The following is a 15905-nucleotide window of genomic DNA, read 5'->3' as shown; positions in this document are numbered from 1 at the left end:
TCATCCTAGACTTGAAATCACCGAGTCGCAATCCTGCGCCTTCGAGGTTATTTGGCTAGAACCACCACCGCTCGACCCGGGCCTCACTCTCGCGCTTCCCGGCCGCCGCGGCGACAAAAGAAAATCTACGTCACCCACACCCCACCCCACAAATCCACCATGCAACCCGGGCGTGTCGCGGCCTGCTTCGACAGCCGGCCCTGCGGATGAAGCCCTGATCAGATGGCGGAAGTCATCGACCAAGCCTCCGGATCCCGCGCGACGCCGTGGTCACCCACCTGCACTCCCCCGGGACCGGCCCGCTCAGCTCCTCGGCCAGTTCCGCCCCCGACTGTGCAACGCGAAGGGCCCCGGTTCGATCATGAGGTGATCGAACCGGGGCCCGTGAGACTCGGCGAAGCCGGCTGCTATTCGACGAAGACGCCGGCGAGCGTCTTCTTGCCACGACGGAGCACGGCCATGCCGCCCCGCTCGACGAAGGCGTCGAGCGTCGCGGCCTGGTCGTCGACTCGGCGGTTGTTGATCGACACGCCGCCCTGGGCGATCGCTCGGCGGCCCTCGCTCAGGCTGGAGACGAGCTTCGTGTCGGCGAGGAGCTGCGCGATCGGGGCGTCGGGCGAGGTCGTCGTGTTCGGCAGCTCGCGCAGCGCCGACTCGAAGACGTCGGCGTCGAGCTCGGTGATCTCGCCCTGCCCGAAGAGCGCCTGCGATGCGGCGATGACCGCCGCCGTGGCATCCGCGCCGTGCACCATCGTGGTGACCTCGGTCGCGAGGACCCGCTGGGCCTCGCGACGGAAGGGCTCGCTCGCGACGAGCGCCTCGAGCTCCTCGATGCGCTCGCGGCCGAGGAAGGTGAAGACCTTGAGGCGCGTGACCACGTCGGCGTCGTCGGTGTTGAGCCAGAACTGGTAGAAGCGGTACGGGCTGCACATGGCGGCGTCGAGCCAGACCGCGTTGCCCTCGCTCTTGCCGAACTTCGTGCCGTCGCTGTTCGTGATGAGCGGCGTGCCGATCGCGTGCACGCTCGCCCCCTCGACGCGGTGGATCAGGTCGGTGCCGCTCGTGAGGTTGCCCCACTGGTCGCTGCCGCCCGTCTGCAGCACGCAGCCGTACTGGCGGAAGAGCTCGAGGTAGTCGAAGCCCTGCAGGATCTGGTAGCTGAACTCGGTGTAGCTGATGCCGGAGTCGGAGTTCAGGCGCGAGGCGACCGCGTCCTTCTTCAGCATCGTGCCGACACGGTAGTGCTTGCCGATCTCGCGGAGGAAGTCGATCGCGCTGAGGCCGGCCGTCCAGTCGAGGTTGTTGACGAGCCGCACGGCGTTGTCGCCATCCTGCGAGAGGAAGCGCGTGACCTGCCCCTGCAGGTAGCCGACCCACTCGGAGACGGTCTCCTTCGTGTTCAGCGTGCGCTCAGCCGTCGGGCGCGGGTCGCCGATGAGCCCCGTCGAGCCGCCGACGAGCCCCAGGGGCTTGTGCCCCGCGAGCTGCAGCCGGCGCATGGTGAGCAGCTGCACGAGGTTGCCCAGGTGCAGGCTCGGCGCGGTCGGGTCGAAGCCGCAGTAATACGTGATCGGCTCGCCCGCGAGGAGCTCTTTGAGCGCGGCCTGGTCGGTCGACACGTGCACGAGGCCGCGCCAGACGAGCTCCTCCCAGACGTCGTCGAATGAGGCGTCGTTCTGCTGGGTGGAGAGGATCACTGGGTCTGACACCACGTCAGATTATCAGCGGGCGGGCGATGAGCATTCCATCCCTAACCATCAGTCGTTTAATGCTGTATGCTTATCTTCATCAAGATGAAGCCTGCAAGGTGAAGGAGGGGTCGTGATCGTCATCACCGCGGACCAGGTCTCCAGCCGCACGCGCGCCGATCTCGCCGGCGCCGAGCGCGACCGCATCCAGGACGCGCACGGCGATCGGCTCAGGCTGCCCGTCGCTCGCAACGCGGGTGACGAGATCCAACTCCTCACCGACGACGCGCGCACGGCCGTCGACGTCGTCCTCGAGCTCACCCGCCAGGGTGAGTGGAGCGTCGGCATCGGCTGCGGCCCGGTGCGCGAGCCGCTCCCCGACGACATCAGGGAGGCGAGCGGCGAGGCGTTCTTCGCCGCGCGCGATGCCGTCGAACGCGCCAAGAAGAGCAGCCCCCGGCTGGCCGTCGAGGCGCCCGGCTCGGACCTCGACGGCGATGCCGCGCACCTCGAGGCGCTGTTCAAGCTGGCCCTCATCCTCCGCGAGCGCCGCTCCGGTCAGGGGTGGGAGGTCTACGACCGCATCGTCGCGGGCGCGCTGCAGTCCGACATCGCCGACGAGCTCGGGGTGAGCGCCCCGGCGATCAGCTCGCGCATGAAGTCGGCGAACATCCGCGCCGAGCTCGACGCGGTGCCCGCGCTCGCTAGGCTGCTTGAGAATCTGGATGCCTCGACGGGAGCCCGCCACCCATGAACCTCTTCGTCATCGCCGACGCGATCATCTGGTCGGCGCTCCTGCTCGCCCTCGTCGCCGCGACAGTGCTGTCGATCCTCGCGTCGGTGAAGCCCCGTCGCGGCTACGTCTGGTTCGCGACGGGCACGCTCGGCATCGCGCTGCTCGCCGCCGCCTCCGCCCCGACCCTCCCGCCGATCGGCATCGCGCCGCTCGTCGTCGTGCTCGGCCTCGGGATCGCCGTGTTCGGCGGCAGCGCCGCGGCGGGCACCGCGCTCGACCTCGCGATGGGCGGCGCTGTCGCGCCCGGCCTGCACGGCGGCATCATCGTGACCGACCGGCGGGTCGACCCCGACGCCGCATCGGGCGTGCACGCCGTCGAACGACGCCGGGAGGTGCTGCGCGGCGGACTCACGATCGGCGTGCTCGAGCGCGTCGCCTCGGCCGGCGCGATCATCGCGGGATTCCCCGAGGCCCTCGCGATCGTGGTCGCGATCAAGGGCGTCGGCCGGTTCACCGAGCTCGAAGCGCCCGAGGCGCGCGAGCGATTCATCATCGGCACCTTCGCGAGCCTCATCTGGGCGTGCGCCGCGGCACTCGTCGTCCACCTCGCGATCCGCTGAGGCCGACGACTACTCGGCGGCGAGCTTGTGGCGCCGGTAGGGCGAGACGCCCTCGTCGCCCGGCAGCCAGAACCGCCACGGGTAGTCCGCGCCCCCGCCGTCGCCGCTCACGCCCGTGCGCGGGCCCGCCGCGTGATGGAGCGGCGCCTCGAGGACCTGCAGCGAGAACGGCGCCGCGAGCAGGTCGCCGCCATCGGCCTTGAGCGGCACCCCGAGTGCGCGCGAGAGCCGGCCCGGCCCGCGCGCGAGATCGCGGTCGGCGACGCCCGGTCGACGATGCCGCGCGAGCTCGAGGCCACGCACGACCGTCGCCCCGCGGATCAGCACCGCCGAGGCGCGACCGCTCGGCCTCGACACGATGTTCAGGCAGACGTGCATGCCGTAGCTGAAGTACGCGTAGAGATGTCCCGGTTCGCCGAACATGACCTCCGTCCGCGGCGTGCGCCCGCGGAAGGCGTGGGAGCCGGGATCCTCGCCGACGCCCCGGTAGGCCTCGAGCTCGGAGAGCCGGATCGCGACCTCCCCGTCGGGCGCGGTGTAGGAGAGCACGGCACCGAGCAGAAGCGGTGCGAGCCGCACCGGATCCTGCTCGAAGAACGCGCGCTCGGGCGTCGCCAGTGCCGTCAGGCCGCCCCCTCGGGAAGCCCCGCGACGAGGTGCCGCACCCGATCGGCCAGGCGTGCGAACTGCTCGTCGACCCGCACCGGTGCGGTGCCCCCGATGCCGTCGCGGCTCGCCACCGAGCCCTCGATCGTCAGCACCTCGCGCACCTCGGGCGTGAGGTGCGGCGAGATCGCGGCGAGCGCGGCGTCGTCGACGGCGTCGAGCTCGAGCGAGTGCTCCTCGGCGTAGCGCACGAGTGCGCCGGTGATCTCGTGGGCGTCCCGGAACGGCACGTGCCGCTTCACGAGCCACTCGGCGACGTCGGTCGCGAGCGAGAATCCGGCGGGCGCGAGCTCCGCCATCCGGTCGGTGTGGAAGGTGAGCGTCGCCACCATGCCCGTGAACGCCGGCAGGAGCACCTCGAGCGTCTCGACCGAGTCGAAGACGGGCTCCTTGTCCTCCTGGAGGTCGCGGTTGTACGCGAGCGGGAGGGCCTTCAGCGTGGCGAGGAGCCCGGTGAGGTTGCCGATGAGGCGGCCCGACTTGCCGCGCGCGAGCTCGGCGATGTCGGGGTTCTTCTTCTGCGGCATGATCGACGACCCCGTCGAGTAGCCGTCGTCGAGCGTGACGAAGCCGAACTCGCGGGTGTTCCAGAGGATGATCTCCTCGGAGATGCGCGACAGGTTGATGCCGATCATGGTGGTGACGAAGGCGAACTCGGCGACGACGTCGCGGCTCGCCGTGCCGTCGATCGAGTTCTCGGCGGGCGAGGCGAGCCCGAGGTCGCGTGCGACGGCGGCGGCGTCGAGGCCGAGCGTCGAGCCCGCGAGCGCTCCCCCGCCGTACGGCGAGACGTCGGCGCGCTTCGTCCAGTCGACGAGGCGTTCGAGGTCGCGGCTGAGCGCCCACGCGTGGGCGAGCAGGTGGTGCGCGAGCAGCACCGGCTGCGCGTGCTGCAGGTGCGTGCGGCCCGGCATGATCGCCTCGCGGTGCGCTTCGGCCTGTGCGGCGAGCGCGTCGATGAGGTGCACGAGCTGCTGCCCGATGACGGCGGTGTGGTCCTTCAGGTACAGCCGGACGAGCGTCGCGATCTGGTCGTTGCGGCTGCGTCCGGCGCGCAGCTTGCCGCCGAGCTCGGACCCCACGATGCCGATGAGCGCCGCCTCGAGCGCGCCGTGCACGTCCTCGTCGCTCTCGGCCGCGACGATCTCGCCGGACAGCACGCGGGCCTCGAGCGTGTCGAGCCCCGCGAGCATCGTCGCGAGCTCGTCGTCGCCGAGGTAGCCGGCCGCGGCGAGCGCCCGGGCGTGCGCCCGTGACCCGGCGAGGTCGTAGCCCGCGAGCTGCCAGTCGAAGTGCGTCGACTTCGAGAGGCGGGCGAGTTCGGGCGACGGGCCGCTCGCGAAGCGGGCGCCCCAGAGCGAGCCCTCGTTGGTGCCGTGCTCGGCCATCATGCGTCCTTCCGGTTCAAGAGCCAGGTGAGCAGCGCCTTCTGCGCGTGCAGGCGGTTCTCCGCCTCGTCCCACACGACCGACTGCGGGCCGTCGATGACCTCCGCGTCGACCTCGACGCCGCGATAGGCGGGCAGGCAGTGCAGGAAGATCGCCGAGTCGGCGGCCTCCGCCATGAGCGCCCCGGTCACCCGGTACTCGCCGAAGGTCGCGAGGCGCTGGGCCTTCTCGGCCTCCTGCCCCATCGACACCCAGGTGTCGGTGACGATCACGTCGGCACCCGATGCGGCGGCGCCCGGGTCGGTCGTCACGAGCACGGACCCGCCCGTGGACGCGGCGATGCGCTCGGCGTCCGCGACGATGTCGGCCCGGGGCGCGTAGCCGGCCGGGGCGGCGATGCGCACGTGCATGCCGGCGGTCGCGCCGCCGAGCAGGTAGGAGTGCGCCATGTTGTTCGCACCGTCGCCGAAGTACGACATCGTGAGCCCCGCGAGCTCGCCCTTCTGCTCGCGCACGGTCTGCAGGTCGGCGAGGATCTGGCAGGGGTGGAAGTCGTCGGAGAGGGCGTTCACGACGGGCACCGCGGTGCCGGCCGCCATCTCCTCCAGGCCCGACTGGGCATAGGTGCGCCAGACGACCGCGGCGACCATGCGCTCGAGCACGCGGGCCGTGTCGGAGACCGACTCCTTGCCGCCGAGCTGGCTCTCGTTCGAGGCGATCACGAGCGGCACTCCGCCGAGGTCGGCGATGCCGACAGAGAAGGACACGCGCGTGCGAGTGGAGGTCTTGTCGAAGATGACGGCGACGGTCTGCGGGCCCTCGAGCGGACGCTCGGCGAACCGGTCGGACTTGAGTCGGGCGGCGAGGTCGAGGACCTCGGCCTGTTCGGCCGGGCTGAGGTCGTCGTCGCGGAGGAAGTGGCGGGTCATGGGATCCGTTTCGTTCGGGAAGCGTTCAGTGGCTGGCGACGGCGTCGAGGGCCCGGGAGAAGCGCTCGACGAACTCGTCGATCTCGGCATCGCCGATGATGAGCGGGGGCGCCATGCGGATGGTGGCGTCGTTCGCCGCGTTCACGATGAGTCCCTCGTCCATCGCCGCGGCGACGAGGTGGCCCGCGACGGGCTCGGTCAGCCCGATGCCGATCAGGAGGCCGCGACCGCGGACCCCTGCGACGAGCGGGGAGTCGAGTTCGAGGATGCGCTCGCGCAACTGCGCACCGCGCGTCCGCGCGTTCTCGACGAGTCCCGACGACTCGATCTCGCCGAGCACCGCGTTCGCGACGGCGGTCGCCAGCGGGTTGCCGCCGAACGTCGAGCCGTGCTGGCCCTTCGTGTAGAGCGACGACGCGTGCCCGTAGGTCACGAGGCCGCCGATCGGGAAGCCCCCTCCGACGCCCTTCGCGAAGGTGATCGCGTCGGGTGCGATGCCCGCGTGCTGGAACCCGAACCAGGCGCCGGTGCGCCCGGCGCCCGTCTGGATCTCGTCGACGATGAGCAGCGCCCCGTGGCGGTGCGTCAGCTCGCGCGCGGCCTCGAGGAAGCCCTCGGGCAGCTCGACGACGCCCGCCTCCCCCTGGATGGGCTCGACGATGAGCGCGGCGACCGCGTCGTCCATCTCGGCCTCGAGCGCCTCGATCGTCGCCGGGATGTGCTCGACCCCGCCGGGCAGCGGCAGGAACGGGTCGCGCATGTGCGCCTTGCCGGTGAGGGCGAGCGAACCCATCGTGCGCCCGTGGAAGGCGTCGACGAGCGCGAGCACCCGCGTGCGCGCGCCGCCCGAGTTGTTGAGGCGGGCGAGCTTGAACGCGGCCTCGTTGGCCTCGGCGCCGGAGTTGCCGAACCACACGCGGCCCTCGTCGCCCGCCCCGGCGAGCCGGGTGATCCGCTCGGCGAGCTCGAGTGTCGGCTCGGTCGTGAAGTAGTTGGAGACATGGGCGAGCGTTGCGGCCTGCCGGGAGACCGCCTCCACGAAGGTCGGATGCGCGTGGCCGAGCGCGTTGACCGCGATGCCGGCGAGGAAGTCGAGGTAGGCCTTGCCGGAGTCGTCCCACACGCGCGCGCCCTCGCCGCGCTCGAGCTTGGCGAGGGGCATGCCGATCGAGCGCATGATGCGGGTGTCGAACCGCTGCTGCCAGTCGTTCACTCGGCACCTCCGGCGTTCTGGGGCACGACCTCCGTGCCGATTCCGGACTGGGTGAAGACCTCGAGCAGGATCGAGTGCGGCACGCGGCCGTCGATGATCGCCGCCTTCGCGACGCCGCCCTCGACGGCGTCGAGACAGGCGCGCATCTTGGGGATCATGCCCGATTCGAGCGTGGGCAGCAGGGACAGGAGCTCGGGCACCTCGATGACCGAGACGAGCGAGTCGCGGTTCGGCCAGTCGCGGTACAGCCCGGCGACGTCGGTGAGGATGACGAGCTTGGCCGCACCGAGCGCGACCGCGAGGGCCGCGGCCGCCGAGTCGGCGTTCACGTTGAGCGACTGGCCCGGTGTGTCGGCATCCGGCGCGATCGACGAGACGACGGGGATCCGCCCGGCGTCGAGCTGCGCCTGCACCGCCTCGGGGTCGACCGCCACGACGTCGCCCACCAGGCCGAGGTCGATCTCGACGCCGTCGACGACGGCCCCGCGACGACGGCCGGTGAACAGCCCCGCGTCCTCGCCGGAGAGCCCGGCCGCGAGCGGCCCGTGCCCGTTGATGAGCGAGACGAGCTCGCGATTGACCTGGCCCGTGAGCACCATGCGCACCACGTCCATCGCCTCGGGCGTCGTCACTCGGTACCCGCCGCGGAACTCGCTCTCGATGCCGAGCCGCTCGAGCATCGCCGAGATCTGCGGGCCGCCGCCGTGCACGACGACCGGCTTGATGCCGGCGTAGCGCAGGTAGACCATGTCCTCGGCGAACGCGCGCTGCAGCTCGGGGCTGACCATCGCGTTGCCGCCGAACTTGACGACGATCGTCTCGCCGTGGAAGCGCTGCAGCCACGGCAGCGACTCGATGAGCACGCCCGCCTTCTGGGCGGCGAGGTCTGCGCCGCTCCCCGCGGCATCCGTCTCGATCTCGCTCATGCGCTCAGCTCGCGTAGGCGCTGTTCTCATGCACGTAGTCGTGCGTGAGGTCGTTGGTGAGGATGGTCGCGGTCGCCTCGCCCGCGTGCAGCTCGATGAGCACGTGGGTCGCGCGCGGCGTGAGGTCGACCTCGTCGCGCGGGCGATCGGGGCGGCCGGCGTGGCACACCCGCACCCCGTTCATCGAGACGTCGACGAGGTACGGGTCGAACGGCGCCTGCGTGGTGCCGATCGCGGCGAGCACGCGGCCCCAGTTGGGGTCGTTGCCGAAGATCGCGGCCTTGAAGAGGTTGTTGCGGGCGACCGAGCGACCGACCTCGACGGCGTCGTCCTCGGTCTCGGCGCCGCGCACCTCGATCGTGATGTCGTGGCTCGCCCCCTCGGCATCGGCCTGCAGCTGCGCGGCGAGGTCGAGACAGGCCGCGGTCAGCGCCTCGGTGAAGGCCGCCTCGTCGGGGGTGACGCCCGAGGCGCCGCTCGCGAGGAGGGTCACCTGGTCGTTGGTCGACATGCAGCCGTCGGAGTCGAGGCGGTCGAAGCTCACACGGGTCGCCTGCCGCAGCGCCCGGTCGAGGGCGGATGCCTCGAGCTCGGCGTCGGTCGTGAGGACGACGAGCATCGTGGCGAGCCCGGGTGCGAGCATGCCCGCCCCCTTCGCGATGCCGCCGATCTTCCAGCCCGCGCCCTCGACGACGACGGTCTTGGGCGTGGTGTCGGTCGTCATGATCGCGCGGGCTGCGTCGGCGCCGGCCTGCTCCTCGCCTGAAAGCCGATTCGCGGCGCTGAGCACGCCCTCCTCGAGGACCTCGCCGTCGAGCTGGTCGCCGATGAGTCCCGTCGAGCAGACGAGGACATCGCCGGCCGACACCTCGAGCGCGGACGCGGCCGCCTCGGCCGTGCGGTGCGTGACCTGGAAGCCCTCGGGCCCGGTGAAGCAGTTCGCGCCGCCCGAGTTGAGCACGATCGCGGAGACCCGGCCGTCGGCGATGACCTGGCGCGACCAGATGATCGGGTTCGCCTGGGCGCGGTTCGAGGTGAACACCGCGGCCGCGTGCTGCGACGGTCCGCGATTCACGATGAGGGCGAGGTCGAGCGCCCCGGTGCGCTTGATGCCTGCGGCGATGCCTGCGGCTTCGAATCCCGAAGGGGCGGTGACGGTCACGGGGCGACTCCGTTCACGGGAAGGCCGGTCGACTCGGTGAGCCCGAGCGCGAGGTTCGCCGACTGGATGGCGGCACCCGCGGTGCCCTTGACGAGGTTGTCGACGGCGGTGACGACGACGACGCGACCCGCCCGCTCGTCGACCGCGAGGCCCATGAGCGCGGTGTTCGCGCCGAGCACGTCGGCGGTGCGCGGGAACTGGCCCTCGGGCAGCAGCTGCACGAAGCGCTCCCCCGCGTACGCGTCCTCCCAGGCGGCGCGCACGGTCTTCGGGTCGGTGCCCGGCATGATACGCGCCGTGGAGGTCGCGAGGATGCCGCGCGACATCGGCACGATGACCGGGGTGAACGAGATGGTCGGGTTCGCCGCCCCGGCCCAGCGGAGCGCCTGCTGGATCTCGGGGATGTGCCGGTGGACCCCGCCGACCGAGTACGGGTTCGCGGACCCGAGGATCTCGGAGCCGAGCAGGTGCGCCTTCAGGCTCTTGCCCGCGCCCGACGGCCCGACGGCGAGCACCGACACGAGGTCGTGGTCCTCGATGACGCCGGCGCGGATGCCGGGCGCGAGCGACAGCGCGACGGTCGAGGCGTTGCAACCGGGTGCGGCGATGCGACGCGACTTCGCCAGCCGGTCGCGCTGGGTGCTCGACAGTCGCGGCAGCTCGGGCACGCCGTACGTCCACGCGGGGTGGAAGTCGCCCCCGTAGAAGGCGTCCCAGTCGGCGGCGTTCTCGAGCCGGTGGTCGGCGCCGCAGTCGATGACCAGCGTCTCGGGCGACAGCTCGGCCGCGACCGCCCCCGAGGCGCCGTGCGGGAGCGCCAGGAAGACGACGTCGTGGCCGGCGAGCGTCGCGGCGCTCGTCTCCTGCAAGGTGAGGTGCGTGTAGGTGCGCAGGTGCGGTTGCACCGCGACGAGCGGCTGGCCGGCGTTCGAGTGCGCGGTCACGGTGCGCACCTCGAACTCGGGATGATCGGCGAGCAGCCGCAGGATCTCTCCTCCGGCATAGCCGGACGCGCCGGAAACGGCGACGGAGTACGTCATGGAATCCACCTTAGGGTCTGTCTGGTCGGGGCGATGTTCCGGCGACGCCCCGCGACAGGCCGCTACGCCTGCGCAGGGGTCGCCGAGATTCGGCGGCCGCCACGGCGTCGGCTGCGCACGACCGAGACACGCGAGACGCGTGCGGTGGCGACGAACCGGGTGATGGACATGGATCGACCATATCCGCGCGGCGCGGCGGGGTGCAAACCGAGGGGCGGTGTGCGTCGGAATGCGACGACGGCGCCGCGCGGAGTGCGCGGCGCCGTCGTCGGCGTCCCAGGGGTTCGAGCTGGTCGAGCGGCCTCAGTCGCGGATCGCCGCGCCGGTGCGCTCGGCCGCGAGGGCCGCGCCGGCGAGCTTCGCCTCGCTGGCCTCGGCCGCGGTGAGCGTGCGGTCGGGCGCGCGGAAGCGCAGCGCGAACGTCAGACTCTTCGACCCCTCGGGCAGGCCCTGGCCCCGGTAGTCGTCGACGAGGCCGAGGTGCTCGAGCAGTTCGCCCGCGCCCTCGCGCACCGCGGCGGCGACCTCGGCGGCCGGCACGGCCGCGTCGACGAGCACCGAGAGGTCCTGCGTCGCCGCGGGGAAGGTGCCGATGGGCGACGCCTCGACCGCGGGGTCGGCTGCGGCGATCACGGCGTCGAGATCGAGCTCGGCGACGGCGACCACGCGCGGGAGGTCGTGCTCCTCGGCGAGCGCGGGCAGCAGCTCGCCGGCGAAGCCGACGACCCGCCCGCCGACCCGGAGTTCGGCGGTGCGGCCCGGGTGCAGCGCCTGGTGCGATCCCTGCACGATCTCGAGCTCGGCGCCCGTCGCGAGCGCGACCCGGCGCACGGCGTCGAGCGCGTCGACGATGCCGAACGCCTCGGCCGGCTGGCCCGGCTGCTTCGCGATCCGCTCGCCCACGAGCAGCACGCCGAGGTGGCGCGGCTGCGGCGGGATGCCGGCGTCGAGGGAGGCGAGCGTCTCGTCGCTCGGCTTCGCGTCGCCGACCGGGAGCTCGGCGGAGCCGTACACGCGCCCGAGCTCGGGGAGGAACACGAGCCCGAGCTCGAACAGGTCGACGTCGACGAGCCCGCGCGAGCGGTTGCGCTTCGCCGCGGCCATGAGGCCGGGCAGCAGCGAGCGGCGCAGGTAGGGCGTCGACTGGTCGAGCGCGTTCGCGAGGCGCACGGATGCCACGGGCGACCCGTCGGCGCTGCCGAAGCGCGCGTTCTCGGCCTCGGTGGCGAACGGGAAGCTCAGCACCTCGGTCGAGCCGGCGCCGGCGAGCACGCCGGCGGTCTGCCGGCGCAGCCGCTGCGAGCGGGTGAGGCCGCGCCCGGGAGGCGCGACCGGCAGCACCGACGGGATGCGGTGGTAGCCGACGAGCCTGGCGACCTCTTCGGCGAGCTCTTCGCGACCGGTCAGGTCGGGACGCCACGACGGGGGCACCACCGAGAAGCCGCCGTCGACGCGCGTGAGCGCCCCGCCGATCTCGGCGAGTGCGTCGTGCACCTCGTCGTTCGTGTACTCGACGCCGATCAGCTGCGAGACGAAGCCGTCGGGCAGCACGATCGCGTCGCGGTCGGGCGTCGTCTGGATGAGCGAACCGCCGGCGTCGGCCGTGCCGCCCGCGAGGTCGACCATGAGCTGGGCGACGCGCGCGACGGCGACGGCGCCGATGGTCGGGTCGATGCCGCGCTCGTAGCGCTTCGCGGCCTCGCTCGGCAGCTTGTGCCGGCGCGCCGTGCGTGCGATCGACACCGGGTCCCAGTGGGCGGCCTCGATGAGCACGTTCTGCGTCGAGTCGCCCATCTCGGTCTCCGCGCCGCCCATGACGCCCGCGAGGCCGATGGGGCCGCGGTCGTCGGTGACGACGATGTCCTCCGCGTGGAGCGTGCGCTCCTTGCCGTCGAGGGTGGTGAACCGCTCGCCCTGCTCGGCGCGACGCACGACGATGCCGCCGCGCAGCGCGTCGAGGTCGTAGCCGTGGATCGGCTGGCCGAGCTCGAGCATCACGTAGTTCGTGATGTCGACGAGCACCGAGATCGATCGGATGCCGGCGAGCTTCAGCCGCGCGATCATCCACGCGGGCGTCGGCTTCGAGGCGTCGAGACCGCGCACGATGCGCGTCGCGAACGCGTTCGAGGCGAGCCGGCCGCGCAGCGGCGCCCGGTCGTCGATGACGACGGGGAAGCCGTCGCCGGCGACCTCCGTCGCGGGGGTCTGCAGGGCCGGGTCGCGGAACACCGCACCCGTCGCGTGCGCGTACTCGCGCGCCACGCCGCGGATCGAGAACGCGTAGCCGCGGTCGGGGGTGACGTTGATCTCGATCGCGGCGTCGTCGAGCCCGAGCAGCGAGATCGCGTCGCTGCCGACGGGCGCGTCGAGGCCCAGCGTCGAGAGGCGCAGGATGCCGTCGTGCTCGTCGCCGAGGCCGAGCTCGCGCGCCGAGGCGATCATGCCGTCGGAGACGTGCCCGTAGGTCTTGCGCGCGGCGATCGGGAACGGCCCGGGCAGCACGGCGCCGGGCAGCGTCACCACGACCTTGTCGCCGACGAAGAAGTTGCGGGCGCCGCAGACGATGCCGTGCACGGCGTCGCCGCCGTCGGCCGCCTGCTCGCCGTCGGGCGCGACGCGCACCTGGCACCAGCGGATCGTCTTGCCGTTGGACTGCGGCTCCTCGACGAACTCGAGGACCTCGCCCACCACGATCGGGCCCTGGAGCTCGAACGTGTGCACGTCCTCTTCTTCGAGGCCGACCTTCACGAGGGCGGCGTGGACGTCTTCGGGCGTCGTGCCGGGCACGAGCTCGACGTACTCGGCGAGCCAGCTGAGGGGAACTCGCATGTGTGTCAGACCACCATTCCGAACTGCTGGGAGAACCGCACGTCTCCCTCGACCATTTCGCGCATGTCCTGCACGTCGTTGCGGAGCATGAGGCCGCGCTCGACCCCCATGCCGAAGGCGAAGCCCGTGTACACCTCGGGGTCGATGCCCGCCGCGCGCAGCACGTTCGGGTGCATCATGCCGCAGCCGCCCCACTCGATCCAGCGGGGGCCGCCCTTGAAGGTCGGGTGCCAGAAGTCGAGCTCGGCGCTCGGCTCGGTGAACGGGAAGAAGCTCGGGCGCAGGCGGATCTTGGCCTCGTCGCCGAAGATCGACTTCACGAAGTGGTCGAGCGTGCCCTTGAGGTGCGCCATCGTGAGGCCCTTGTCGACGGCGACGCCCTCGAACTGCATGAAGACCGGCAGGTGGGTCGCATCGAACTCGTCGGTGCGGTACACGCGGCCCGGTGCGAGCACGTAGAGCGGCAGCTCGCGCTCGAGCATCGAGCGGATCTGCACGGGACTCGTGTGCGTGCGCATCACGAGGTGCGCCTCGGGCGGGTCGACGAAGAAGGTGTCCTGCATCGCACGCGCCGGGTGGTCGGCGTCGAAGTTCAGCGCGTCGAAGTTGAACCACTCGCTCTCGACCTCGGGGCCCTCGGCGATCTCCCACCCCATTCCGGTGAAGACGTCGCACACGCGGTCCTGCAGCAGGGCGAGGGGATGCCTCGCGCCCGCCGTGATGCGGGAGGGCAGCGCCGTGACGTCGACCGTCTCGGCCGCGAGCTGCGCGGCCGCCTCGGCCTCGACGATCTCGGCCTCACGGGCGGCGAAGGCCTGGTTGACACGGCCCCGGGCGCCGCCGACGAGCTTGCCGAGGGCGGCCTTCTGCTCGTTGGGCACATTGCGCAGCTCGGCGTTCAGCAGCGCGAGCGTCGACTTCTCGCCGGTGTGCTCGGTGCGAACGGTCTTCAGGGCGGCGGAGTCGCCGGCCGACGCGATCGCCGCGAGGGCTGCGTCGACCGCGGATGCGACCGCGGATTCGGTGATTTCGAGGGGCTCGGACACGAAGATCGAGTCTAGCGGCGTACGTCGTGCGATTCGTCGTGCACCGGCTCAGGTTCGGGCGGCCGACTCCGACTCGCGAGCGGCCGCCTTGGCATCGGCCATGAGCAGGGCCTGGCTCGGGTCCTCGGGCGCGGGCCCGACCTTGCCGACGCGATAACGACGGTCGCCGCGCCGTCCGAGCCAGCGCGCGAACCACGACAGCGAGAGGTTCATCGCGAGGTACAGGATGAACGCGACGCACCACAGCGTGAACAGGTAGCGGTTTCCGTAGAAGCTGCCGAGGTTGTTCAGGGTGACGCGCAGGAGCTCCTGGTAGCCCACGATGTAGCCGAGCGAGGTGTCTTTCAGCAGCACGACGAGCTGGGCGACGATGATCGGCAGCATCTGTCGGAACGCCTGCGGGAATTCGACGAGCATCTTCGACTGCAGCGGGCGCATGCCGACGCTGAGGGCGGCCTCCCGCTGACCTCTCGGCAGGGCGACGAGTCCGGCGCGCAACGCCTCGCCGATGAGCGCACCGTTGTAGACGGCGAGCGCGGCGACGACGGCCCAGTACTGACCGGTGCCGGCGACGAGCAGGATGAACAGCATCATCAGCAGCACGGGCATGCCGCGGAAGAACTCGATGAGCACGGCGGTCGGGATGCGGATCCAGCCGATCGGAGAGCTGCGCAGGAGCGAGAGTACGACGCCGAGCGCGACGGCGAGCACGGCGGCGACGATCGCGGCCCGCAGCGTGTTCCAGACACCCGTGAAGATCACGAACTCCCAGAACTCGGGGTCGGCGACGATGTCCCAGCGGGATGGGTCGAACATGCCGGGCAGCGTGATGCCGCCCGACTCGCGTGGTGCATTCAGCACCATGATCCCCCAGGCGACGGCGCCGAGGAGGAGCACACCGCTCACCCACGAGAGGATGGTCGACAGGCGCCGCGCCCGAGGACCGGGCGCATCGAAGAGGACGTTGGATCCGCTCATCGCTGCACCACCCATTTCCGCTCGAGCTGGGTCGCGAGGAGGCCGAGCGGCACGGTCACGACGAGGTAGAAGAAGGCGACCCCGATGAGGATCGGGATGACCGCGCTGCCGTTCGCGTTCGCGAGCGTACGCCCGACTCCGAAGAGTTCGGCGACGAAGCCGACACCGCCGACCACCGAGGTGTTCTTCGCGAGCGCGATGAAGACGTTGATGAGCGGCGGGATCGTCATGCGGAAGGCCTGCGGGAAGATCACGAGCGCCACCGACTGGCTGAACCCGAGCCCGAGGCTGCGAGCGGCCTCGGCCTGCCCGATCGGGACGCCGTTGATGCCCGAGCGGAGCGCCTCGGCCACGAATGGCGAGGTGTAGACCGCGAGCGCGATAAAGCCGGAGATGATGAACGGCACGCGCGCACCGAGCAGCGGCACGATCACCACTGCGAAGAGCACGACGAGCGTGAGCGGGGTGTTGCGGATGATCTCGGTATAGACCGTGGCGATACCGCGAAGCGTCGCGATCGGCGAGATGCGCATCGCAGCGATGATCGTGCCGAGCACGAGCGCGCCGAGACCGCTCACGCCGAGCAGCAGCAACGTCACGCCGAAGCCCTCGAGGTAGAGGTCGAGATTCGCGATGACGACGTCCACGCGGGTCCTCTCGGTTGCAGGTCTGGCGGCGTCCGGG

General features: G+C 71.5%; 14 protein-coding genes. 2 read left to right on the top strand and 12 right to left on the bottom strand.

Going from position 1 to position 15905, the window contains the following annotated elements:
- Positions 1–407 precede the first annotated feature (407 nt).
- Positions 408–1709 carry a tyrosine--tRNA ligase gene (gene tyrS, locus ACFVSL_RS16975; RefSeq protein ID WP_386942149.1) on the bottom strand — a complete coding sequence of 434 codons (1302 nt, stop codon included), beginning with the start codon at positions 1707–1709 and terminating at the stop codon, positions 408–410.
- A 112-nt stretch (positions 1710–1821) separates the two neighbouring features.
- Between tyrS and ACFVSL_RS16970 the strand changes: the two genes are divergently transcribed.
- Both ACFVSL_RS16970 and ACFVSL_RS16965 read left to right on the top strand, forming a co-directional pair.
- On the top strand, positions 1822–2442 hold the full coding sequence (locus ACFVSL_RS16970; protein ID WP_386942148.1) for a DNA-binding protein: 621 nt from the start codon (positions 1822–1824) through the stop codon (positions 2440–2442).
- Complete coding sequence (locus tag ACFVSL_RS16965; RefSeq protein ID WP_386942147.1) at positions 2439–3044, top strand: hypothetical protein; 606 nt, start codon at positions 2439–2441, stop codon at positions 3042–3044. The genes ACFVSL_RS16970 and ACFVSL_RS16965 overlap by 4 nt, the downstream gene beginning before the upstream one ends.
- Before the next feature lie 9 nt (positions 3045–3053).
- Here ACFVSL_RS16965 and ACFVSL_RS16960 read toward each other — a convergent pair whose 3' ends face one another.
- The 11 genes from ACFVSL_RS16960 to ACFVSL_RS16910 form a co-directional block, all read right to left on the bottom strand.
- Positions 3054–3662, bottom strand: a complete 609-nt coding sequence (locus ACFVSL_RS16960) for a DNA-3-methyladenine glycosylase (protein ID WP_386942160.1) — start codon at positions 3660–3662, stop codon at positions 3054–3056.
- A gap of 5 nt (positions 3663–3667) precedes the next feature.
- Positions 3668–5098: an argininosuccinate lyase gene (argH, locus tag ACFVSL_RS16955; protein WP_386942146.1), complete on the bottom strand. Its 1431-nt coding sequence runs from the start codon at positions 5096–5098 to the stop codon at positions 3668–3670.
- Positions 5098–6027, bottom strand: coding sequence for an ornithine carbamoyltransferase (gene argF, locus ACFVSL_RS16950; protein ID WP_386942145.1), 930 nt, complete (start codon positions 6025–6027; stop codon positions 5098–5100). The genes argH and argF overlap by 1 nt, the downstream gene beginning before the upstream one ends.
- A gap of 25 nt (positions 6028–6052) precedes the next feature.
- Positions 6053–7204: an acetylornithine transaminase gene (locus ACFVSL_RS16945; protein WP_386942159.1), complete on the bottom strand. Its 1152-nt coding sequence runs from the start codon at positions 7202–7204 to the stop codon at positions 6053–6055.
- Positions 7205–7236: 32 nt separating this feature from the next.
- Complete coding sequence (argB, locus tag ACFVSL_RS16940; RefSeq protein ID WP_386942144.1) at positions 7237–8166, bottom strand: acetylglutamate kinase; 930 nt, start codon at positions 8164–8166, stop codon at positions 7237–7239.
- Between the two features lie 4 nt (positions 8167–8170).
- Positions 8171–9328 carry a bifunctional glutamate N-acetyltransferase/amino-acid acetyltransferase ArgJ gene (gene argJ, locus ACFVSL_RS16935; protein WP_386942143.1) on the bottom strand — a complete coding sequence of 386 codons (1158 nt, stop codon included), beginning with the start codon at positions 9326–9328 and terminating at the stop codon, positions 8171–8173.
- Entirely contained in the window at positions 9325–10368 is a 1044-nt protein-coding gene (argC, locus tag ACFVSL_RS16930; RefSeq protein WP_386942142.1) for an N-acetyl-gamma-glutamyl-phosphate reductase, read from the bottom strand. The genes argJ and argC overlap by 4 nt, the downstream gene beginning before the upstream one ends.
- A gap of 303 nt (positions 10369–10671) precedes the next feature.
- Positions 10672–13197 carry a phenylalanine--tRNA ligase subunit beta gene (gene pheT / locus ACFVSL_RS16925; RefSeq protein WP_386942141.1) on the bottom strand — a complete coding sequence of 842 codons (2526 nt, stop codon included), beginning with the start codon at positions 13195–13197 and terminating at the stop codon, positions 10672–10674.
- 5 nt (positions 13198–13202) lie between these two features.
- Positions 13203–14243: a phenylalanine--tRNA ligase subunit alpha gene (gene pheS / locus ACFVSL_RS16920; RefSeq protein WP_386942140.1), complete on the bottom strand. Its 1041-nt coding sequence runs from the start codon at positions 14241–14243 to the stop codon at positions 13203–13205.
- Positions 14244–14291: 48 nt separating this feature from the next.
- On the bottom strand, positions 14292–15221 hold the full coding sequence (locus ACFVSL_RS16915; protein WP_386942139.1) for an amino acid ABC transporter permease: 930 nt from the start codon (positions 15219–15221) through the stop codon (positions 14292–14294).
- Complete coding sequence (locus ACFVSL_RS16910) at positions 15218–15868, bottom strand: amino acid ABC transporter permease (RefSeq protein WP_386942138.1); 651 nt, start codon at positions 15866–15868, stop codon at positions 15218–15220. Before ACFVSL_RS16910 ends, ACFVSL_RS16915 begins: the two co-directional genes overlap by 4 nt.
- Positions 15869–15905: the final 37 nt, after the last annotated feature.

The organism is Agromyces sp. NPDC058064 (assembly GCF_042885275.1).
In the GTDB taxonomy this organism is placed as follows: Bacteria; Actinomycetota; Actinomycetes; order Actinomycetales; family Microbacteriaceae; genus Agromyces.
This window is presented reverse-complemented; position numbering and strand designations above follow the sequence as displayed.

Coding starts and splice junctions, on each gene's coding strand:
- ACFVSL_RS16965 (WP_386942147.1), top strand. CDS start 2,439: ATGAACCTCTTCGTCATCGCCGACGCGATCATCTGGTCGGCGCTCCTG.
- argH (WP_386942146.1), bottom strand. CDS start 5,098: ATGGCCGAGCACGGCACCAACGAGGGCTCGCTCTGGGGCGCCCGCTTC.
- argF (WP_386942145.1), bottom strand. CDS start 6,027: ATGACCCGCCACTTCCTCCGCGACGACGACCTCAGCCCGGCCGAACAG.
- ACFVSL_RS16945 (WP_386942159.1), bottom strand. CDS start 7,204: ATGCGCTCGATCGGCATGCCCCTCGCCAAGCTCGAGCGCGGCGAGGGC.
- argB (WP_386942144.1), bottom strand. CDS start 8,166: ATGAGCGAGATCGAGACGGATGCCGCGGGGAGCGGCGCAGACCTCGCC.
- argC (WP_386942142.1), bottom strand. CDS start 10,368: ATGACGTACTCCGTCGCCGTTTCCGGCGCGTCCGGCTATGCCGGAGGA.
- pheT (WP_386942141.1), bottom strand. CDS start 13,197: ATGCGAGTTCCCCTCAGCTGGCTCGCCGAGTACGTCGAGCTCGTGCCC.
- ACFVSL_RS16915 (WP_386942139.1), bottom strand. CDS start 15,221: ATGAGCGGATCCAACGTCCTCTTCGATGCGCCCGGTCCTCGGGCGCGG.